The following is a 21733-nucleotide window of genomic DNA, read 5'->3' as shown; positions in this document are numbered from 1 at the left end:
GGGAGATAAAAAATGGCAGATAAAGATGGAATAATATTACCAAAAGATTATGGAATAGGGATAAAACCACTTCAACAGAGTTTTTATTTAAAAGGAATGGACAATGTAGATTGGGGAATGAAAAATAGATTATCAAAGATATTTAATCCTAAAACAGGAAAATCATTGATGCTAGCTTTTGACCATGGATATATAATGGGTCCTACTCAAGGATTGGAAAGATTAGACCTTTCAATCCCTGACCTTATAGAAGATGCAGATTGTCTTATGGCTACAAGAGGGGCTTTAAGAACGTGTATAAATCCCACTCAAGATAAAGCTATAGCACTTAGATGTTCAGCTGGGAGCTCCGTACTTAGAGAGGATATGAGTAGGGAAGTTATAGGAGTTGATATAGAAGATGCGATAAGAATGAATGCATCATGCTTAGCTATACAGACATTTATGGGGGCTGAAGGTGAATGTAAGGCTATAGAAAATTTAGTCAAAACAATAGATATGGGAAATAGATATTCAATACCAGTTTTGGGTGTCGTTGCAGTAGGTAAGGAGATGGAAAGAACTGCGAAATATTTTCTATTAGCCACTAGGATGTTAGCTGAATTTGGAGCAAGTATAGTAAAGACTTATTATTGTGAGGATTTTGAGAAAATAACATCTGCTTGTCCAGTGCCAATAGTCATAGCAGGAGGGAAAAAAGTTCCAGAAAAAGAAGCGTTAGAAATGGCTTATAGAGCTATAAATGAAGGAGCAGCAGGAGTTGATATGGGAAGAAATGTATTCCAATCAGAAAACCCAAAAGCTATGATAAAGGCAATAAAGGCTGTAGTTCATGAAAATAATACTCCAGAACAAGCATACAAGTTATTTGAAGAATTAAAAGAAGAATATAAGTAGTATAAATCAAGTTTAATATATAGGTTTCAATATAATTGGAGGGGAATTTATGGAATTTGTACATATAGGTGTGATAACAGATAAGCCACAAGAGAATGAAGAGTTTAATGAAGAATTGAAGGTGTATATAACAGACCCCAAATACACAGATTTCAAATATGAATATTTAAGATTTGTTGAGGGAAGCCCACTTCCAGAAATAATGCAAAAAAATCCTCATGTTGCCTATAAAGTAAAAAGCATGGACAAATATCTAAATGAGAATGAAGTAATTTTAGAACCTTTTAAAGTAGGAGATAACTTAAAATGTGCGTTTATAATTAATGGTGGTTTTATAATTGAATTAATGCAAGAATGTTAATATTTAAGCTAAAAAGTCCAGAATTTTTCTGGGCTTTTTAAATTTTTTATACAACTTGACAAATTTTATCTAATGAGATAATTTTATCTTAAAATCAGCTTTGAAAGGATGAAAATATGACTATTGAAAACGAAATGTTGAAATTAGTAGAAGTATCAAAAATGTATTATGAAGATAATAAAACTCAAGCAGAGATTGCAAAAGTTTTAGGCGTGTCAAGACCATTAATAAGTAAAATGTTAAATAGAGCAAAAGAAATTGGAATAGTAAAGATAGAGATTAGGGAACTATTTTCTAGTAATGATTTGCTGATGAATCAGGTGAAAGAGATATTTAACATTAGGGGTGGACTAATAGTACCAGAAGCTAAAACCGAATATATAACTCAACAAACTATACTAAGTCATGGAATAAAATATATAAAAGAAGAATTACCTAAGGTTAGTAATGTCGGTATAGGATGGGGATATACTATAGGTAATATAATAGAAGAAATACAAAAGAGTGAGGATACTTGTACTTTTAAAGGAGAAGTATATCCATTGGTTGGAATGGCTAACATACCAAACAAAGGATATCACCCTAATGAATTAATATCTGTATTTTCAAATAGTACAGGATTTAGTCCTGTATTTTTATATGCGCCTGCATTTCCAACTAGTAGTGAAGAACGAAATATCTATTTGAAAACTGAAAATTATCAAAGTATGGAGAAAAAATGGGATAATATAGATACAATAATTTTATCTGTTGATAATTATCCTCAGGTTCCAGACCAAGCTACTGCGATTAGATTTGGAAAGAAGCTTACAAAAGAGAAAGCAATAGGTTCCTTTTTATCTTATTATTTTAATAAAGATGGAGAAATAATTAAAAGTGATAGTGATTATGTCATACAAATACCTCTTGAAAAATTAAAAAAGGCAAAAAAAGTAATAGCTATATGTTCAGATTCTAGTATAGATTCAATAACAGGTGCATTGAAGACTGGATACATAACACATATCATTACTGATGAAAAAAAAGCGACACAAATAATTATAAACAAATAATAAATTACATAAAATTAAATTTATTCACAAATATTTGTTATAAAATATGTTATAATTAATAGAAAAATGTCATATAATTACTTAAGAAGTATTATTATAAATAACATTGAGAGGTAGTGGTTAGGATATGGAAATCCATAATAAATATGTGAATTTTATAAAAAATATACCTGTGCCTTTTTTATACTGTAAGATTATAAGAGAACATGAAGATATAGAATATAGAGTGGAATATATAAGTAAAGGTATGAGTCAAGTATTGAAACTAGAAGAGGGAATTTGTGATAAAAATATATTAGATGTATTACCTATATTTAGAGCAAAAAAATATTCCAAAGAGTTGTTCTCAGATAATGTAGATTGTATAAAAAGATATATTCCAGCACTTAAAAATTGGATAAATATAAGAAAACAAATAGTTGGAGATACGTACATAGTTTTGTATTTTAGTAAAATTGTATTCGATTATAGACAGATAATCGATTCATTTGATAAAAAAGAAAAACTAGCTTATGTTAAAGATGAAGAAGGAATATATATAGATTGTAGTGAAAATTTAATATCAATATTAAATAACAAAATTAAAACTACAAAAGATATATTTGGAAAAAATGATATAGAAGTATGGGGAGAACGAACTGGAAAATTATTTAGGGATGACTATTTAGAAGGAATATCTAGTAAAAAAAGATTTTTACAAAAATTATTTGAGTACGAAGAAACATTTTTTATGGTTGAAAAATATTTCTTATATGATGAAAACGAACTTTTAGGAACTATAGGAATAATAGATAATGTAATATACAGTGGATATAATAATAAAAACTATGATTCAAAAAACTTAATGAAAATGATTGAACACTCAATACCAGAGAATATGTTTTATAAAGATGTATATGGAAATTATATTGGGTTTAATTCAGGATTTTTGAATCTAGCCTGTATGAATAAAGAAGAATTACTAGGTAAGAATAGTCATAAAATATCAACAGAAGAATCTCTAATAGACAAGATATGTAAAAGTGATAAGGATGTAGTTGAAAATAAAAAGATTGTTACATTTGAATCAAATATGATTATACATAACGAAAACAAGTGTATTGAGATTACAAAAAGACCGTATTTTGATAGTTATGGTAGTGTCATTGGAATAATTGGTACAGCAAGGGATATAAGTAGAAGAAAAAAATTAGAAGAAGAGATGGATAAAAATAGAATGGAGTTTTTTGCAAATCTATCTCATGAACTTAGAACTCCTATAAATTTAATATCATCTTCATTACAAGTAATAGAAAAGAAAGAGGCAGACTTAATAGAATCAAATGATACTCTAAAAAGAAATCTAGGTATAGTAAAACAAAATGGAAATAGAATATTGAGATTAGTAAATAATGTTCTAGACTTTACAAAAATGCAGTCGGGATACTTAGATTTTAGGCCAAAAGAGTCTGATATAATATCATTTGTGGAAGATATATGTATGTCTGTAGCCGATTTTGCAAGTCAAAATAATATACAACTTACATTTGACACAGAAATAGAGGAATTTTCAATGTTATTTGATTCAGAAAAATTGGAAAGAATAATATTGAATTTACTTTCTAATGGAATTAAGTACAATAAAAAAAATGGGAAAATAAATATATTTTTATATGTGAAAGATAATATGTTTGAAATGAAAATATCTGATAGTGGAATAGGTATACCAAAAGAAAAAATAGATAAAATATTTAATAGGTTTGAACAAATTGACAATGAACTTTCTTATAGAGTTAAGGGCAGTGGAATTGGGCTTTCACTAGTGAAATCTTTAGTTGAATTGCATGATGGCAGTATATCTTTAAAGAGTCAACTTGGTGTTGGAAGTGAATTTATTGTCTCGTTGCCAGTTAGAAGCAAAAATAATAGTGAAAAATGCAATTATAAAAGAGAAATCAGTAGTGAGCTAAGTAAGAAATTAGAAATAGAATTTTCGGATTTATAAATTAAGTATAAAAAATAAAATTTAAAAAAACTATTGACAATTTATTTGTAAGGGTTTAAAATGAATTACAATATAATAAATAAAAAAGCGATGAATAGGAAGAGTAAATCTAATTCGATTATCAGAGAGAAAAGTCCGCTGGCTGAAAGACTTTTTAAATTAGAGAGATTGAAAACTACCTAGGAGCTACTTTCTGAAGTTATCTATATTAATAGATTTTAGTAAGAATAGTCGTTAACTACGTTAAAGTTTAAAGTGGGTTTTCATAAAAAATGAAAACTAAATTAGGTGGAACCGCGGGAATTATACTCTCGTCCTTATGTTATAAGGATGGGAGTTTTTTGTTATTTAAAATATTATTTGAAAGTATAAAAAGGAATTATAAAAAATTATAAAAGCGATGAATAGGAAGAGTAAATCTAATTCGATTATCAGAGAGAAAAGTCCATCGGCTGAAAGACTTTTTAAATTAGAGGGATTGAAAACTACCTAGGAGCTGTTATCTGAAGTTACTCTAAAAAGAGTTTTAGTAAGATTAACCGTTAACTGCGTTAAAGTACAAAGTGGATTTTGTCAATAATTGACAAAAATCAAATTGGGTGGAACCGCGAACATAGACTCGTCCCTTTATATAGGGATGGGTCTATTTTTATTACAATAAAAGATTGAAAATTAAAAAAAAACGGAAAATTATAAATTTAGGAGGAAAATAAAATGCAAAATAAAGTGAAAATTGGAGTACTAGGATATGGAACTGTAGGAAGTGGACTTATAGATATAATAGATAATAATAAAGAGAAAAGAAATATAGAAATAGTTGGAATTTTAGTTAATAATTTAGAAAAACATAAAGAAAAAAAATACTCTAATATAATAACTAATAATATAGATGACATATTTGAGAAAGATATAGATATATTAGTTGAAGTTATGGGTGGTTTAGAACCAACACTATCTTATATCAAAAAAGCATTAAATAATAAAATTCATGTTGTTACAGCAAATAAAGATTTATTAGCTGAATGTGGAGATGAGCTTGCAAAATTAGCTAGTGAAAATAAAGTAAGTATTAAATTTGAAGCTTCGGTTGCTGGAGGTATACCAGTATTAAAGCCTATAATAGAATCATTAGAAGGAAATAATATAGATAGCATAAATGCTATTTTGAATGGAACTACTAACTTTATATTATCTAAAATGTATGATGAGGATTTGTCTTATGACATGGCATTAAAACAAGCTCAAGAATTAGGTTTTGCTGAAGCAAACCCAGAGTCAGATGTCTTAGGATATGATGCTGCTAGAAAACTATCAATATTGTCAACTCTAGCTTATGATAATAGAGTATACTGGAAAGATGTATATTTAGAAGGAATTACAGATATAGATGAAAAAGACATAGAATATGCAAAAAAATTAAATTGTAAGATAAAATTAATTGGTCAAAGCAAATATGAAAATGACAAAGTAAGTGCATTTGTTAGACCTGTTCTAGTGGAAAAAGATAACATACTTGCTAGAATAGACAATGAGTTTAATGCTGTCATAGTAAATGGAGATTCAGTAGGAGAAGTTTCTTTTGTAGGTAAGGGAGCTGGAAGTCTAGCAACAGGAAGTGCAGTTTACTCAGATGTTATTGATATAATAGATAATAGAGTTTCTAGTATAGACTCTTTTACTAAAGATAGAATACAAGTAAATAAAATAGTTAGAGAAAAGTGTGGAGCACTTCTTAGATTTAAAAAATGTAATAAAGATGAAATATTGAATATAGTTGGGAATTGCTTAGTAAATTATGATATTTTAAATGATGATGATGAGCTTGCTATTATGGTTTATGCTGACTCTGAGTATGAAATAAATAACAGTTTATGTCTAATAAAAGATAAAGGATATTGTGAAAAAATGAATAAAATGTTGAAAATAAGCTAAAAAGAAAATAATATAGGTTTCTATGTAACATATTTTGAAAATTTTAATACTATATACTATGAGATGAAACAAAACATCTCATAAAAAATTAAAATTAAAAGGAGATATGCTATATGGGAAATAATAGATGTTCAGGAGATTGGTATAGAAGAAGTTATTCTACATCAAGATGGTTCCAAGATGAGAATAATTCATGTGATAGGGATAGAGATAGAAATAGAGACTGTGACAGAGATAGAGATAGAGATTGTGACAGAGATAGAGATAGAGATTGTGACAGAGATAGAGATAGAGATAGAGACAGAGATTGTGATAGAGATAGAAATAGAGACTGTGACATAGACAGAAACAGAAATTGTGATAGATTTAGAAGAGAAGCTGAAAAAAGAGAAAGAGAAGCAAGAGAAGCATTCTGTGAAGCTGAAGAAAGAGGAAGAGAAGCAAGAAAATTTGAAAATGAAGCTAGAAAAATGTGGGAAAAAGCAGAAAAATCTTGGAATGAACACTCAGCTTATAATTATCAAGGTATAGAATCTCTAGAAGAGTCTAGAAGATTCTTTGACGAAGGTATGGAATGTGAAGCTAGAAGAAATGGAAACAACAATAATAACCATAATTGTGATAGATGTAAATGTCATAAGTGTAATTGTGACAGATGCAAATGTGATAGATGTAATTGCAATTGCTGTAGAAGATAAAAAATTTCATTGACAAATTAATAGTTAAAATATATCATATTATGTATAATAAAGAGAAAATTCAGAAAGATTAACGGAAATATAAGTATAGTTATTAGACAAATAGTGCTCAGTCAGTGAGGTGAGTACAATATGATTAAACTCCTATCCTCTAGTTATTGATAGAGGGTGGGAGTTTTTATTTATTGCTAGAATGATAACATTATAAAACTAGGAGGAAAAAGATGAAGAGTATAAAAAAATCAAATATAAAAGAAAAGGTAGATGAAAAAATACTAAGAGAACAAGTAAGTTCTATAATAGAAGATATAAGAAATAATAAAGAGACTGCTTTGAAAAAATATAATGAAATGTTTGATAAAAATACAAGAGATGAATTCAGAATTACTGAAGAAGAAATAAAAGAAGCCTATAAACATGTAGATGATGAATTTATAAACAATTTGAAAATTGCTACTAAAAATATAAGAGAATTTGCAAAAGCCCAAAAGGCTAGTTTCGAAAATTCTTTTGAAAAAGAAATCTATCCAGGCGTTATTTTAGGTCAAACTAATATTCCTATAGAATCATGCCTTGCATATGTTCCAGGTGGCCAATATCCTTTATTTTCAACAGCTCTTATGCTTATAATACCTGCAAAAATTGCAGGAGTAAAAAGAATAGTGGCTTGTTCACCAACGATGAAAAACACTAAAAATATAAATCCTAAAACATTAGTAGCTATGGATATAGCAGGAGCTGATGAAATATATGCAACTGGAGGAGTTCAAGCTATAGCAGCATTTACATATGGTACAGAAAAGATTAAACCTGTTGATATAATCGTAGGGCCAGGAAATAAGTTTGTAACAGAAGCAAAAAGACAATGTTATGGGCAAGTTGGAATTGATTTTGTAGCTGGTCCAAGTGAAGTTCTTATAATAGCTGATGAAACTTCAAATCCAGTTTATATTGCGGCTGACTTGTTGGCACAATGTGAGCATGATTTAAATGCAAGGGGTATATTATTAACTGATAGTTTAGAAATAGCACAAGAGGTTGAAAAAAATATAAAAATCATGTTAGAAGATTTACCAACAAAAGATATTGCATATAATTCATGGAAAAATAATGGTGAAATAATACTGGTTGATGATATAGATGAAGCAGTAAAAATAAGTAATTTTTATGCACCTGAACACTTAGAAATAGCAGTAAATAAATACGAAGAAATTTGTGATAAATTAACTAACTATGGCTCACTATTTATTGGTAACTTGTCTGCTGAGGTATTTGGTGATTATGTTTCAGGTACAAATCATACATTACCAACACTTAAAGCATCAAGATATACTGGTGGTGTTTGGGTTGGTACTTTTATAAAAACTTGTACAAAGCAGATACTGAATGAAAAGGCTATAAAAGTATTAGCACCTGTTGCAGAAAAACTAGCAAAAGAAGAAGGGCTATATGCACATGCAAAGGCAGCTGAAGTTAGATTTAAGAAGTAGATAGAGAAAGTGGTTAATGAATGTAAAAACAGATATTGAGATAAAAATAGTATTTTAGGAATAATTATTTATGTATAGTTTAGATTTTAAAAGAAATAAATTTAGAAATAATCTACTTTAAATTTATTTCTTTTTCATAGAAACAACTTCAAAATGTTTTACGAATTGTTATTTTATGTTAAACTAATATTAATGAAAATTTTGAAAGTATTTATACTAAATTTTTATGTCATTTTTTAATGATATCAATTGATATTGGAGGGATAGATATTGAGAAAAATTAATATTAGATTTATAGACTAATTTGTAAAGGGGGAAAACCTATGGAAAGCAATAGTAAATTTGATAAGGTTTTAAATAAAAGAGATGTCTTTGTATTAGCGTTTGGAGCAATGATTGGGTGGGGATGGGTTGTCTTATCTGGTGAGTGGATTCAAAGAGCTGGTACATTAGGAGCAATTATAGCTTTTGGTATTGGAGGAGTAATGGTATTATTTGTTGGACAAGTTTATGCTGAATTAACATCTTCTATGCCAAAGTGTGGAGGAGAACAAGTGTTTAGCTATAGAGCACTAGGAAGAAATGCATCATTTGTATGTACATGGGCTATTATTTTGGGTTATGTTTCTGTTATAGCTTTTGAAGCAGTCGCATTGCCTACTGTGTTGCAATATATATTTCCTGGATATATTAAAGGATTTTTGTATGAAGTAGCAGGATTTGATGTATATTTTACTTGGGTAATAGTTGGTGTTTTAAGTTCGATAGTAATATCTGTTGTAAACTATTTTGGAGTAAAAACAGCAGCATTTTTGCAGGGTATACTTACTGTTATGATTACATTAATCGGATTAGCACTTATGTTTGGTTCATTTACTCATGGAGACTTAGGTAATGCTCAACCACTATTTAAAGATGGTATAACTGGAATACTTACAGTTGCTGTTATGACACCTTTTATGTATGTAGGATTTGATGTTATACCACAAGCAGCAGAAGAGATGAATGTCCCTTTCAAAAAAATAGGTAATATACTTATTCTATCTGTGATTATGGCTGTTTTGTGGTATGCAATGATAATTTTTGGAGTATCACTTGCAATGCCAGATTCACAAATGCAGACATCTCAACTTGTAACTGCTGATGCTATGGGAAATGTATACGGAGGAAGCCAAATTGCATCTAAAATATTGATTCTTGGTGGAATAGCAGGCATACTTACTAGTTGGAATTCATTTTATGTTGGTGGTAGCAGAGCCATATATTCCATGGCTAATTGTGGTATGCTACCAAAATTTTTAGCTAAATTACATCCAAAATATAAAACTCCATCTAATGCAATTATTTTAATAGGAGTAATTACATCAATAGTTCCTTTATTAGGTGAAAATATGTTGATTTGGCTTTCAGATGCTGGGGGAGCTTCAATCGTAGTTTCATACTCGATGGTTTCAATATCATTTCTTGTTTTAAGACATAAAGAACCAAATATGATAAGACCATATAAAGTTAAACGATATAAATTTGTAGGTGCCGTATCATTATGTATGTGTGTTTTTTTAGGATTAATGTATTTACCAGGAGCTCCAGCATCTCTATTATGGCCTTATGAGTGGGCAATTTTAATAGCATGGTCAGTTCTTGGTGTAGTATTTTTTTTCTGGGCTAAAAATAGTGATACAGAAAAGAAAGCACCAGACTATGATTAAATATTTTAGTTACATATTCACAATTCAAAAATACAATATATATTAGTTATTTAAATAGAAAAGTCATTTCACAATAATTTTAGATTATTTTAAAGTGTAGTATGTCTTCGTTTCATTACTGTATGCTCAGTTTTGTCATTTCTGTTTTCAATTTTATTGAGGTTCTGTCTGGAAATATCTAGAACATTTGCAAGCTGTGACTGTGAAATACCACAGAAGGTACGCTTTTTTTTAGCAGTTTATAAATTCAATATCATTTATCAAAGAAAGGGCGTCTCAGATTAGCTTGCTAAGCAAAAGCTATCTGAAGAATGCCCTTTCTTTGCAAATTTTCTTTGAAGTGATAACTAAGACTAGTATTCAGAACTGATTGACTATGTTTTTATAAAGGACAAGGAGAGCGTGAAATTCAATGGGTATGTGACGTTTATTGACATTGCATATAGGTATGTTTATAGTATAAATATAAAAGGAGTGTTGTTATGGAAACAAGAAGTGAAGATAGTAAGAGAAAGTTATTTATGTAAATTAAGGTGGTGGTTTATTTGTTCTTACTCATACAATTTCATAGGATTTTCATTTAGTTTATAACCAAACTTCAAATTGGGAGAAAGAGCAGGCCTTAAAGGTAACAGAAGATTTAATTCAAAAGAAAACTGATTTTAATGTTATAATATGTCAAGATGATAACTCTGCTACAGGAGCAGGGCAAGCTTTAAAAGATGCTGGTCTTAAAGTTAAAGTTATAGGCTTGGGTGGAAGTAAAGATGGATTAAAAGCTGTAACTGATGGGTTAATAGATGGTACAACTTATATGTCTGCTGTTGAAGAAGGTGCATTAGTCATAGAAAAGGCATCTAATTTCCTTAAAGGCGAAAAAGTTGAGCCTGTTACACAAATTAAACAAGTTGAGGTCAACAAGGATAATATCTCAGACTTTAAGGGTGAATGGTAAAAGATTACATATGTCAAAATTTATAGAGTTACTTTATATAGTTTCTAAAGTAACTCTTTATTTGAATACAACTTAGTGATAAGTTATTGGATAGTATTTCTAAACAAATAAAAAATTAATGTAAACAAAGACTTATTTATACTAAATTATAAGTCAAATTAATATAAACTTATGTAAAATGAGAAAACATTTAAGGCATTGAAAATACTAAGGTTCAAAAGAATTATTAAAAAAACATGAAAAAACATAAAAAAACTATTGAAAAAAATAAAAAAATTTTGTATAATTAAAGTTTTAAAAAGTGCGGTATACAAAGCCAATCCTTTTGTATATAATATATATAAATTAAGAAAAAGGAAGGGATATATATGGCCAGGCGGTTATTTTTAGAAAGGATTGGACTTATATTATTAGGTTCAGCAATATTAGCATTTGGAGTTTATAATTTTTACTATCTAAACAACATAACAGAAGGTGGAGTGTTAGGTATTTTACTACTGTTAAAAAATTTATTCAACATACAACCAGCAATAGCAAATATTGTAATTGATGGTTTACTACTTTTAGTAGGATATAAATTTTTCGGTAAAAAATTCCTGATATATTCAATAGTAGCTTCTATAAGTTTTTCAGTATTATATGATTTATTTGAGGCTATAGGACCTCTTGTACCACAATCACAAAATATGCTTTTATCAACTATTTTGGCAGGTGTAACTGTAGGAGTAGGAGTAGGGATAATAGTAAAAGCAGGTTGTGCATCAGGAGGAGACGATGCTTTAGCATTAGTAATTTCTAAGACTACATCTTTGAACATAGGGCAAGTTTATCTAGCAACGGATGTTATTGTATTGTTGTTATCACTATTTTATCTATCAGCGTTTGATATTTTTTATTCTTTGATTGCTGTTACGATTAGTGGTAAAGTAATTGATTTTATTTACTATCATGGTAAAAATTTAGATATGGATATGAGTAATGACATAGTTCCAGAATGTTAATATAAATTAAATAACAATATTTTTGAAAGGTGGCAAACTTGCCACCTTTTTTTATGTCTAAATTAAGTATAGAAGAGATAATTTTATTTTAATTTTTATGATTTTAAACTACTACATTACATTAAAATTTCTGGGAATACGATTTTTAGAATTTCATTTAAAAACCTCAAATTTATATTTATGCAATACTAATCAATAATAGATGTATCTTAACCCTATCTTTATACCTAAAATGATAAGATAAATGAAGTAGCAATATGAAACCAAAACTTATCAAATAAACTAAAGTAAATGGAGGAGTCGAAATGTTAGATATAGTGATGATAGCATCATTGGCCATAGGATTTATTTCCATGAAGTTGCTTGCTGGCTGGTGTGGGAAACAAACTGAAAAAAAATAATGTAATATATGGAGGGATTACCTATGTGGTTTCTGGCAGTTGTAATTGTAATGTTGATAGTATATTTGGTGTATGCGCTTATTAATCCTGAAAAATTCTAAATAATATAGAGATAATAAGCAAGTTGAATTGGGGGGAAAATTTTTATGGTACAGATAGTAATAGTATTGGCGATATTTATGATTTTAGTAATACCTATGGGTAAATATTTATATCATATATCCACTAATCAAAAAACATTTGGAGATAAAGTGTTTGATAAAATAGATAATTGTATATATAAGGTATGTAGCATAGATAAGAACAAAGAAATGAATTGGAAGCAATATGCTTTAGCTTTATTAGTTACAAATGCAGTCATGGTGTTTATAGGATATGTAATACTTAGAACTCAGAGCATGCATATTTTTAATCCTAATGGAATTAAAGGTATGGAACAAAGTTTATCATTTAATACAATAATAAGTTTTATGACAAACACGAATCTTCAACATTACTCAGGTGAATCAGGACTTTCATATCTTAGTCAAATGACAGTGATAATATACATGATGTTTACATCAGCGGCGACAGGATATGCAGCTGCCATGGCATTTGTAAGAGGGTTAGTAGGTAAAAAGAAAACATTAGGCAACTTTTATGTAGATTTAATTAGAATAACAACAAGAGTACTTTTACCAGGAGCTTTAATTATTGGTATTATATTAGTTACACAAGGAGTACCACAGACTTTTGCTGGTACAGAAACAGTAACTACTATAGAAGGAAAACTTCAAGATATAGCTAAAGGTCCTGTAGCAGCACTTGAATCAATCAAACACTTAGGAACAAATGGTGGAGGATTTTTTGGTTCAAATTCATCACATCCATTTGAAAATCCAACAATAGTATCAAATATAGTAGAGATGTTATCTATGATGATATTACCAGGAGCTTGTGTTGTTGCATTTGGACATATGATAAAGAACAAAAAACAAGGTTGGGTTGTATTTGGTGCAATGTCAATCATATTTTTAATAGGTTTAATGGTTTGCTTTAGAGCAGAAAGTGCAGGAAATCCTATCTTATCACAATTAGGACTTAATCAAAGCATGGGAAGTATGGAAGGTAAAGAAGTTAGATTTGGCATAGCTCAATCAGCATTGTTTACGACAGTGACGACTTCATTTACAACTGGTACAGTTAACAATATGCATGATACTTTAACTCCTTTGGGAGGATTAGTACCACTTTTAAATATGATGCTTAATGTTGTTTTTGGTGGTAAAGGTGTAGGCCTTATGAATATGCTAATGTACGCTATAATAGCAGTATTTTTATGTGGATTGATGGTAGGAAGAACTCCAGAATTCTTAACTAAGAAAATTGAAGGAAAAGAAATGAAGCTTATAGCTTTACTTATTATATTACATCCACTTTTGATACTTATGTTCTCTGGACTTTCAGTAGCGATACCAGCAGGTCTTGAGGGAATTTCAAATCCTGGATTCCATGGATTATCACAGGTTTTATATGAGTTTGCATCTTCAGCAGCTAATAATGGCTCAGGGTTTGAAGGTTTAGGAGATAATACGATGTTCTGGAATATAACAACAGGTATAGTTATGTTTTTTGGAAGATATGTATCTATTATAATATTACTTGCAATATCAAGTTTATTAGCATCTAAGAACTCTGTAAATGAAAGCATAGGAACACTTAGAACAGATAATTTCACATTTACAATAATTTTAGTATTGGTTGTTTTAATTGTTGGTGCTTTAACATTTTTCCCAGCCTTAGCGCTTGGACCTATTTCAGAGCATCTAGTATTATGGCACTAAAAAATTGGGAGGGAGTAAAATTTTATGGAAACTAAAAAAACAAAGTTTATTACAAAAGATATTTTCAAAACTTCCATTATAGAAGCTTTTAAAAAATTAAATCCTAAATATATGATGAAAAATCCAGTTATGTTTGTTGTAGAGATTGGATTTATAGTAACATTGATACTTACAATAGTACCTAGTCTATTTGGTGATGGAGGCAATAACTTAAGAGTTTATAATGGGATTGTAACAATAATACTATTTATAACTGTTCTTTTTGCAAATTTTGCTGAAGCTGTAGCTGAAGGTAGAGGGAAAGCACAAGCAGATACATTAAAGAAAACTAGAAAAGATACAGTGGCAAGAGTTTTAGATAAATTAGGAAATGAAAAAATGATAAGTGCAAGCGAGCTAAAACTGGGAGATATTGTTTTAGTCAATGCAGGAGAAGTTATTCCAAATGATGGAGAAGTAATAGAAGGGATAGCCTCTGTGGATGAGTCAGCAATAACTGGAGAATCTGCACCTGTTATGAGAGAATCTGGAGGAGATTTTGCTTCTGTTACAGGAGGAACTACAGTTGTAAGTGATTGGCTAAAAATAAAAATCACAACAAAGCCAGGAGAATCCTTCTTAGATAAAATGATAGCTCTTGTAGAAGGAGCTTCAAGACAAAAAACACCAAATGAAATTGCTTTAAATACTTTATTGGTGGGGTTAACACTTATATTTATGGTTGTTTTAATATCTCTTTATCCAATGGCGAATTATGCAGGTGTTAAGATTCCAATTTCTACTATGATAGCACTTTTAGTATGCTTAATACCAACTACTATAGGTGGATTATTATCAGCTATTGGAATTGCAGGTATGGATAGAGTAACTAGATTCAATGTCATTGCAATGTCAGGAAAAGCAGTAGAAGCTTGTGGTGATGTTGATACTATGATTTTGGATAAGACAGGGACTATTACTTATGGAAATAGACTTGCATCAGAATTTATAGCAGTTGGAAATGCTGATTCAAAAGATTTAATAAACTATGCTGTTATCTGTTCATTAAAAGATGATACACCAGAAGGAAAATCTATAGTTGATTTAGGGATAAAACTAGGTTCAACAGGAAAAACAAAAGAGGCTGAAGAAGCTGAGTTTGTAGAATTCTCTGCACAAACTAGAATGAGTGGTATAAATTTATCTGATGGAACAGCTATTAGAAAAGGGGCTTATGACAGTATAATAAATCGAGTAAAATCCTCTGGTGGATTAGTACCAGACGATTTAGAAGAAAGTGTAAATAGAGTAGCAAAATTAGGAGGGACACCTCTAGTAGTGTGTGTCAATAATGAGATATACGGTATTATCTACTTAAAGGACACCGTAAAATCAGGGCTTGTAGAAAGATTTGCTAGACTTCGTGAGATAGGAATAAAGACGATAATGTGTACAGGAGATAATCCTTTAACAGCAGCTACAATTGCAAGAGAAGCTGGTGTGGATGGATTTATTGCAGAATGTAAACCAGAAGATAAGATAGAGGCAATAAAAAAAGAACAATCTGAAGGAAAAATAGTTGCTATGACAGGGGATGGAACAAATGATGCTCCTGCACTTGCTCAAGCGGATGTGGGTCTTGCTATGAATAGTGGTACAACATCTGCAAAGGAAGCAGCAAACATGGTAGATTTAGATTCAGACCCAACTAAAATATTAGAAGTGGTTGAAATAGGAAAACAGCTTTTAATAACACGTGGTGCTTTAACAACATTCAGTATAGCAAATGATGTTGCAAAATACTTTGCAATTATACCAGCTATATTCACCCTTGCAATACCTCAAATGGAGATATTAAATATAATGAAACTTTCTACATCATTTAGTGCGATATTATCAGCTTTAATATTTAATGCTATAATCATCCCATGTTTAATACCTCTTGCTATGAAAGGGGTAAAATATAGACCTATGAAATCACAAGCTATGCTAATGAGAAATATGCTGATTTTTGGTCTTGGTGGGGTTATAGTACCATTTTTAGGAATAAAAGTAATTGATTTATTAATTACACCTTTAGTAATGGTTCTTAATTTAGGTTAATAAATGGAGGATATAAAAATGAAAACATTAAAACCAGCATTGCTTGTAAGTATTGTATTGTTATTTGTTTGCGGACTTGTATATCCACTTGTTTTAACAGGGGTAAGTCAAGTTGCATTTAAAGATAAAGCTAATGGAAGTATGATAGAAGTAAATGGTGTAAAGGTTGGTTCAGAGCTTATTGGTCAAAGTTTTACAGATGCAAGATTTTTTAAGGGAAGAGTTTCATCAGTAAACTATAATACTTATACAAAAGAAGATTTAATACCAGATAAGGATGGAAATACAGTTTATGGCGGTGTTTCATCAGGTTCTTTTAATTATGGAGCAACTAATCCAGAGCTTCATGATAGAGTTCAAAAAGATATTGAAAAGTTTTTGAAAGATAATCCAGGTGTAAAAAAAGAAGATATACCAACAGATTTACTTACAGCATCAGGTTCAGGACTTGACCCTAATATAAGCCCTGCTTCTGCAAAGGTTCAGATACCTGCTATAGCAAAAGTATCAGGAATATCAGAGAGTAAATTACAAAAAATTGTAGATGATAATACTTCAAAAAAACTTTTCGGAGTTTTAGGTGAAGATAGAGTTAATGTGTTAAAGGTTAATGTAGAGGTTGCAAAAATATTAGGTCTTATATAGTATTTTGTAGAGTTTTTGTAGTGGAGTATTGTGTATGACTTAGCATAAAGCTTGAAGTTTGAAGAGTGAAAATCGATAATGATTTTCACTTTTTTGTTTGAATATTACTAATATTAGGAATAAAACAATTGTAGGGATAAAATCCAAAAAAAGGTTGCATTATCAAAATGATAATACTATAATATATTTATCGTTATCAATTTGATAATAGATTTGGACATATAGGAGGAAGTAGTATGTTATATAATAACGCATTAGAGTTGATAGGAAACACACCTGTAGTAAGATTGAATAATTTAGGATGTACTAACGGGTGTTCTAACATATATGTAAAATTAGAAAAAGTAAATCCAGCTGGAAGTATAAAAGATAGAGCAGTTTATGAAATGCTAGAAGGATTAGAAAAAAGAGGAGAATTAAAAAAGGGAGATGTACTAGTAGAAGCAACTAGTGGAAACACTGGCATTGCATTATCCATGATAGGAAGATTAAAAGGATATGAAGTAGTAATAGTAATGCCAGAGACTATGAGTATCGAGAGACGAGATTTAATGAAGGCTTATGGAGCAAATTTAGTACTTACAGATGGAAAAGCTGGAATGGCAGGTTCTATAGAAAAAGCAAACGAATTATTGAGAGAAAATCCAAATTATAAAAGTTTGAAACAATTTGAAAATAAAGACAATCCAAATGCACATTATAAAACAACAGCAGTTGAGATTATGAATGATGTTAAAGATTTAGATATATTTGTATGTGGAGTTGGAACAGGTGGTACTTTAATAGGGACTGCAAGATATTTAAAAGAGCAAAATCCAAACATAAAAGTAGTTGCACTTGAGCCAAAAAAATCTCCAGCTATATCAGAAAATAAAACTGGACCTCATAAAATACAAGGAATAGGAGCTAACTTTGTTCCTGAAAATTATGATTCTAGTGTAGTTGATGAAGTAATATTAGTGGATGATGAAGATGCTTTTGATACAGTTAAATTACTTGCATCAAAAGAAGGGATTTTGGTAGGTATATCTTCTGGAGCAAATATATTTGGTGCTATGGAAATGGAGAAAAAATATCCAAATAAAAAAATAGTAACAGTAGCTCCAGATGGAGTAGATAAATATATGTCCATGGGAATATTTTAATAATTTTATTTGAGGGAGTGAATACTTTGTTTAAAAAAATAAATAAAGATATTGAATATATAATGAAAAATGATCCAGCAGCTAGATCTAAGATAGAAGTTTTTTTACTATATCCATCAGTGCATGCAATGATAATGCATAGAATAGCTCATTTTCTTTATAAGAAGAAGATGCTTTTTACAGCTAGATTAATATCCCAGATATCCAGATTTATGACTGGTATAGAAATACATCCTGGGGCTAAAATGGGAGAAGGTATTTTGATAGACCATGGAATGGGTGTTGTAATTGGTGAAACAGCTGAAGTGGGAAATAGAGTAACAATATATCAAGGAGCTACTTTGGGTGCTACAGGAAAGGATACTGGAAAGAGACATCCAACTGTTGGCGATGATGTATTAATTGGAGCTGGAACAAAAATACTAGGACCTTTAAATATCGGTTCTAATTCAAAAATTGGTGCAAATTCAGTTGTTGTTAAAGATGTACCTAATGGAGCCACAGTTGTTGGTATACCAGCAAAAATAGTGAAAATAAGAAATCTAGAACCTGTAAAAAAGAATAAAAGAGAAGTATCCTACGAATACGAAGAGCTAGACAATGTATATTATATATAGTCATAATACAACTATAAAATAAATTTTATAAAATTTATTTTGAAAAGGTATTATTTTCAAATTTGAGGACATAATAAAAAAGAACTGAAGGTCAAAGTTTTAGTTCGCCAATCTTTGGTAAACAAAATTTTAAATTTGTAACGTTTAGGAGGATTTTATTATGAAAGCAAATGTTAATCAAGATACTTGTATAGGTTGTGGATTATGTCCATCAATATGTCCAGAAGTATTTGATATGAAGGATGATGGAAAATCACATGTTATAGTTGATGAAATACCAAGTGATGCTGAAGAATCAGCAGCAGAAGCTAGAGAAAGCTGTCCAGTTGATGCAATAGATGTGCATGAATAAAATAAAAGCCTATAAAGATTGAAAACTCAATCTTTATAGGCTTTTATTTTTTATTGAGTTAAAATTTCAGCTCCTGTCTCTGTAACTAAAATCATGCACTCCCATTGAGCAGATAATTTACCATCTTTTGTGTAGATAGTCCAATCATTTTCTTCATCAACAAAAATCTCATGAGTTCCTTCGTTTACCATAGGTTCTATCGTAAATATCATTCCAGGAACCAATAACATTTCAGTTCCTTTTTTAGAAACATAACTTACAAATGGGTCTTCATGAAAATTTAGTCCAACTCCATGCCCACCAATTTCCCTAACAACAGAATATCCATTTTCTTTTGCATAAGAATTAATAGCATCACCTATATCACCCAAGAATCCCCATGGTTTAGCAGCCTCAAGACCTTTTTGAATGCATTCTTTAGTAACTTGAACCAATTTTTTTGCATTCTCTTTAACATTTCCTACCATAAACATTCTTGAAGCATCTGAGTAATATCCATTAAAAATAGTAGAAACATCTACATTTATAATATCTCCATCCTTTAATATGATGTCTTTACTTGGGATACCATGACAAACTTCATTGTTTATTGATGTACATACACTTTTAGGAAAACCATTATAATCTAGTGGTGCAGGAATAGCTCCATTTTCTAATGTAAAGTTGTGGACTAATTCATTTATATCTTCTGTAGACATTCCAACTTTAATTTTATCTGAAATATAATCTAAAATCTTTGTGTTTATTACAGCACTTTTTTTTATTTCTTCAATTTGTGTTGCATTTTTTATGATGTCATGAGTAGGTACAATATGACCTAGCTGAGCGAATGAATTTATTTTATTATCTATATCCATATGACATTTTTTATATTTTTTAGTACTTCCACACCAACAAGCATCATTTCTGTTTAATTTCATAACTCTTCATCCTTTTATTATTTATTTAAATCATGGGCTACATAAACTATTTTAAAATATAACCATTAGAAATATTATAACATAAATATCAAAAAGTCTTTTATAAAGAGTAATTTATTAAATAGAAATATATTATTAAGTATTAATGTATTTCATAGCTTAGTTCTAATTCTTCAAGAAAATTATATGTTAAAGGACAATTTTCTTTCAATATATTTTTTGAGTCTTCATCAAGATAATAATGGACAAATGATTCCGCAAAAAATTCTTCTGGAAATTTACTAATATATGCATGTGCAACTTGTTTAGGGTCATAAAGTTTATATCTTTCTTGAGTAAACACTTCCATAAATTCTTCTGAATTTGATTTTTTGTCTAAGACATTTTTATCTATAGCATGTGCAGTTTCATGTAATTCCAAATTTTTAGCTGAATGAACATTTGCATAACTAGGGTTACTATAACCTATTTTAGCTACAATAGAGTTGTTTCTATATACCCCAGGTACATCCTTCCAAGTTTTACCTGATCTTACCCAACACGGAGGTAATTGGTGTTTTAAATCACTAAATTCTGGTTCGTCAGTTAAATTTGAATTTATTAATTTTATAACTATATTTTTTTCTTTAAGTGTTTGTAGATATTTTCCATTTATGTTTGAAAGTCTGTTTTTCATGTTTTCAACTTCATCTTTATCATAGTCTGAATTATCTGGAAGTATAAGCATTTGTTCAATTATATCTATATTACTTTTTCCTATATTTTCACTGTTTTCGTTAACTTCATATTTGAGATTATCATCTTGATAAAGAGTCATATTTGTATTGTTTTCTGAAAGATAGGAGTGAATATTTTCTAAGTCTAAAATGTTCATTTGATGTAAAATATTTTTTGTTTCACCACTCCATACCACTAAAGAAAGTGAATTAAAGTTAATCAGTGGATTTTCTTTCATTTTTGTTTCATTACTTATACTGACATCGAATACATATTCAATGGAGTTTTCTATATCAATATTGTTTGTGTTCTTCTTAAGATATAGATATGCTTGTCTTAACTCTATATAAATGTTATCTAAAGATTCGTCAAAAAATTCTGATAGATTGTTTGTAAATATTTCTTCGCTTAAAAGTTCGCTTTTATCAGTTACACTTTCAATTAAAGTATTAATTTCTTTTATCATCTCAGAAATATTTATCTTCTTACTTGCTTTTTCATCAGACACATTGCATGGTGCAAGAGTAATGCAATAAAAATCTTCTTCTTTTTTGTAAAAGGCTTTAAGTGATTTTGACAAAAGTGTAAAGTATACACCTATCTGTAAATTGACTTTAAATAAGTTCTTTTGTGATAATTCAATATTATTGCTTTTAGCTGTAATTAAATTGTTTTCCATAATCATTGCCCCCTTTTTATTAGGTTATCATAATTTTTTTATATATGTCAATTTATTTTTTTGAAAATTATAATTTTTTTGAAAATTTTATTTTTTATATTTGTGAATTTTTTGTTAGAAGAATAAATATGTTATTAATATGTCAAAATTTAGCGTCAAATACTCTTAGAATCTACTTTACTAATTTGCATTTGAGTTATTGTTAGAGCTGATTAATATATATAATTTACAGCAGTTTTTTTTATTTTATAATATAATGTTTATATATTTAAT

General features: G+C 29.3%; 18 protein-coding genes, 2 pseudogenes and 2 other annotated features. Of the genes and pseudogenes, 17 read left to right on the top strand and 3 right to left on the bottom strand.

Going from position 1 to position 21733, the window contains the following annotated elements; translation table 11 throughout:
- The first annotated feature begins 12 nt into the window (after positions 1-12).
- The 8 genes from lsrF to KGF41_RS08615 all read left to right on the top strand — a co-directional run bounded on the left by lsrF (position 13) and on the right by KGF41_RS08615 (position 10123).
- A complete protein-coding gene (gene lsrF / locus KGF41_RS08650) occupies positions 13-897 on the top strand; it encodes a 3-hydroxy-5-phosphonooxypentane-2,4-dione thiolase (RefSeq protein WP_227827435.1) in 885 nt (294 codons plus the stop codon).
- Between the two features lie 49 nt (positions 898-946).
- Positions 947-1258: a hypothetical protein gene (locus tag KGF41_RS08645; protein ID WP_227856572.1), complete on the top strand. Its 312-nt coding sequence runs from the start codon at positions 947-949 to the stop codon at positions 1256-1258.
- A 116-nt stretch (positions 1259-1374) separates the two neighbouring features.
- Positions 1375-2310 (top strand): sugar-binding transcriptional regulator, encoded by a 936-nt coding sequence (locus KGF41_RS08640; protein WP_227827437.1) that lies wholly within the window; start codon positions 1375-1377, stop codon positions 2308-2310.
- A gap of 148 nt (positions 2311-2458) precedes the next feature.
- Complete coding sequence (locus tag KGF41_RS08635) at positions 2459-4294, top strand: ATP-binding protein (protein ID WP_227827438.1); 1836 nt, start codon at positions 2459-2461, stop codon at positions 4292-4294.
- A gap of 81 nt (positions 4295-4375) precedes the next feature.
- Positions 4376-4616, top strand: a binding site (T-box leader).
- Positions 4617-4685: 69 nt separating this feature from the next.
- Positions 4686-4924: a binding site (T-box leader), on the top strand.
- Positions 4925-5008: 84 nt separating this feature from the next.
- On the top strand, positions 5009-6226 hold the full coding sequence (locus KGF41_RS08630; protein WP_227433002.1) for a homoserine dehydrogenase: 1218 nt from the start codon (positions 5009-5011) through the stop codon (positions 6224-6226).
- Between the two features lie 113 nt (positions 6227-6339).
- Complete coding sequence (locus tag KGF41_RS08625) at positions 6340-6924, top strand: hypothetical protein (protein WP_227856571.1); 585 nt, start codon at positions 6340-6342, stop codon at positions 6922-6924.
- A 224-nt stretch (positions 6925-7148) separates the two neighbouring features.
- The gene (gene hisD, locus KGF41_RS08620; RefSeq protein WP_227827440.1) at positions 7149-8414 is read left to right on the top strand and encodes a histidinol dehydrogenase; all 1266 of its coding nucleotides are present in this window, start codon (positions 7149-7151) and stop codon (positions 8412-8414) included.
- A gap of 323 nt (positions 8415-8737) precedes the next feature.
- On the top strand, positions 8738-10123 hold the full coding sequence (locus KGF41_RS08615; protein WP_227827441.1) for an APC family permease: 1386 nt from the start codon (positions 8738-8740) through the stop codon (positions 10121-10123).
- 89 nt (positions 10124-10212) lie between these two features.
- Here KGF41_RS08615 and KGF41_RS08610 read toward each other — a convergent pair.
- Positions 10213-10341, bottom strand: a pseudogene (locus tag KGF41_RS08610) (helix-turn-helix domain-containing protein); the annotation flags it as partial.
- Positions 10342-10718: 377 nt separating this feature from the next.
- On the opposite strand from KGF41_RS08610, the pseudogene KGF41_RS08605 reads away from it, so the two are divergent.
- From KGF41_RS08605 to KGF41_RS08565, 9 genes and pseudogenes are all read left to right on the top strand, one after another.
- A pseudogene (locus KGF41_RS08605) lies at positions 10719-11078 on the top strand (sugar ABC transporter substrate-binding protein); the annotation flags it as partial.
- A 368-nt stretch (positions 11079-11446) separates the two neighbouring features.
- On the top strand, positions 11447-12079 hold the full coding sequence (locus KGF41_RS08600; protein ID WP_227827442.1) for a YitT family protein: 633 nt from the start codon (positions 11447-11449) through the stop codon (positions 12077-12079).
- A gap of 409 nt (positions 12080-12488) precedes the next feature.
- The gene (gene kdpF / locus KGF41_RS21130) at positions 12489-12581 is read left to right on the top strand and encodes a K(+)-transporting ATPase subunit F (protein WP_413894737.1); all 93 of its coding nucleotides are present in this window, start codon (positions 12489-12491) and stop codon (positions 12579-12581) included.
- A 45-nt stretch (positions 12582-12626) separates the two neighbouring features.
- The gene (gene kdpA / locus KGF41_RS08590) at positions 12627-14303 is read left to right on the top strand and encodes a potassium-transporting ATPase subunit KdpA (protein WP_255287884.1); all 1677 of its coding nucleotides are present in this window, start codon (positions 12627-12629) and stop codon (positions 14301-14303) included.
- Between the two features lie 24 nt (positions 14304-14327).
- Positions 14328-16385, top strand: a complete 2058-nt coding sequence (kdpB, locus tag KGF41_RS08585; RefSeq protein WP_227827443.1) for a potassium-transporting ATPase subunit KdpB — start codon at positions 14328-14330, stop codon at positions 16383-16385.
- Between the two features lie 18 nt (positions 16386-16403).
- On the top strand, positions 16404-17030 hold the full coding sequence (locus KGF41_RS08580) for a K(+)-transporting ATPase subunit C (RefSeq protein WP_227827444.1): 627 nt from the start codon (positions 16404-16406) through the stop codon (positions 17028-17030).
- Between the two features lie 236 nt (positions 17031-17266).
- Entirely contained in the window at positions 17267-18175 is a 909-nt protein-coding gene (cysK, locus tag KGF41_RS08575) for a cysteine synthase A (RefSeq protein WP_227856570.1), read from the top strand.
- Positions 18176-18201: 26 nt separating this feature from the next.
- Positions 18202-18792, top strand: a complete 591-nt coding sequence (epsC, locus tag KGF41_RS08570; protein ID WP_227827446.1) for a serine O-acetyltransferase EpsC — start codon at positions 18202-18204, stop codon at positions 18790-18792.
- A gap of 160 nt (positions 18793-18952) precedes the next feature.
- Entirely contained in the window at positions 18953-19144 is a 192-nt protein-coding gene (locus tag KGF41_RS08565) for a ferredoxin (protein WP_227827447.1), read from the top strand.
- 50 nt (positions 19145-19194) lie between these two features.
- Here the strand turns inward: KGF41_RS08565 and KGF41_RS08560 are convergent, their stop codons facing one another.
- Positions 19195-20064, bottom strand: coding sequence for a methionyl aminopeptidase (locus KGF41_RS08560; protein WP_227840285.1), 870 nt, complete (start codon positions 20062-20064; stop codon positions 19195-19197).
- Between the two features lie 142 nt (positions 20065-20206).
- Positions 20207-21460, bottom strand: a complete 1254-nt coding sequence (locus tag KGF41_RS08555) for an anthrax toxin lethal factor-related metalloendopeptidase (protein ID WP_227856569.1) — start codon at positions 21458-21460, stop codon at positions 20207-20209.
- Between the last annotated feature and the right edge of the window lie 273 nt (positions 21461-21733).

Origin of the sequence: Clostridioides sp. ZZV14-6150 (assembly GCF_020657875.1) — a bacterium.
Classification (GTDB): domain Bacteria; phylum Bacillota; class Clostridia; order Peptostreptococcales; family Peptostreptococcaceae; genus Clostridioides.
The sequence above is the reverse complement of the archived record's forward strand: the minus strand, read 5'-3'. Positions and strand labels throughout refer to the sequence as shown.

Excerpts from the sequence above, each read along its gene's own strand:
- lsrF (WP_227827435.1), top strand. The coding sequence starts at position 13 with ATGGCAGATAAAGATGGAATAATATTACCAAAAGATTATGGAATAGGG.
- KGF41_RS08645 (WP_227856572.1), top strand. The coding sequence starts at position 947 with ATGGAATTTGTACATATAGGTGTGATAACAGATAAGCCACAAGAGAAT.
- KGF41_RS08640 (WP_227827437.1), top strand. The coding sequence starts at position 1,375 with ATGACTATTGAAAACGAAATGTTGAAATTAGTAGAAGTATCAAAAATG.
- KGF41_RS08630 (WP_227433002.1), top strand. The coding sequence starts at position 5,009 with ATGCAAAATAAAGTGAAAATTGGAGTACTAGGATATGGAACTGTAGGA.
- KGF41_RS08625 (WP_227856571.1), top strand. The coding sequence starts at position 6,340 with ATGGGAAATAATAGATGTTCAGGAGATTGGTATAGAAGAAGTTATTCT.
- hisD (WP_227827440.1), top strand. The coding sequence starts at position 7,149 with ATGAAGAGTATAAAAAAATCAAATATAAAAGAAAAGGTAGATGAAAAA.
- KGF41_RS08615 (WP_227827441.1), top strand. The coding sequence starts at position 8,738 with ATGGAAAGCAATAGTAAATTTGATAAGGTTTTAAATAAAAGAGATGTC.
- KGF41_RS08600 (WP_227827442.1), top strand. The coding sequence starts at position 11,447 with ATGGCCAGGCGGTTATTTTTAGAAAGGATTGGACTTATATTATTAGGT.
- kdpF (WP_413894737.1), top strand. The coding sequence starts at position 12,489 with ATGGAGGGATTACCTATGTGGTTTCTGGCAGTTGTAATTGTAATGTTG.
- kdpA (WP_255287884.1), top strand. The coding sequence starts at position 12,627 with ATGGTACAGATAGTAATAGTATTGGCGATATTTATGATTTTAGTAATA.
- kdpB (WP_227827443.1), top strand. The coding sequence starts at position 14,328 with ATGGAAACTAAAAAAACAAAGTTTATTACAAAAGATATTTTCAAAACT.
- KGF41_RS08580 (WP_227827444.1), top strand. The coding sequence starts at position 16,404 with ATGAAAACATTAAAACCAGCATTGCTTGTAAGTATTGTATTGTTATTT.
- cysK (WP_227856570.1), top strand. The coding sequence starts at position 17,267 with ATGTTATATAATAACGCATTAGAGTTGATAGGAAACACACCTGTAGTA.
- KGF41_RS08565 (WP_227827447.1), top strand. The coding sequence starts at position 18,953 with ATGAAAGCAAATGTTAATCAAGATACTTGTATAGGTTGTGGATTATGT.
- KGF41_RS08560 (WP_227840285.1), bottom strand. The coding sequence starts at position 20,064 with ATGAAATTAAACAGAAATGATGCTTGTTGGTGTGGAAGTACTAAAAAA.
- KGF41_RS08555 (WP_227856569.1), bottom strand. The coding sequence starts at position 21,460 with ATGGAAAACAATTTAATTACAGCTAAAAGCAATAATATTGAATTATCA.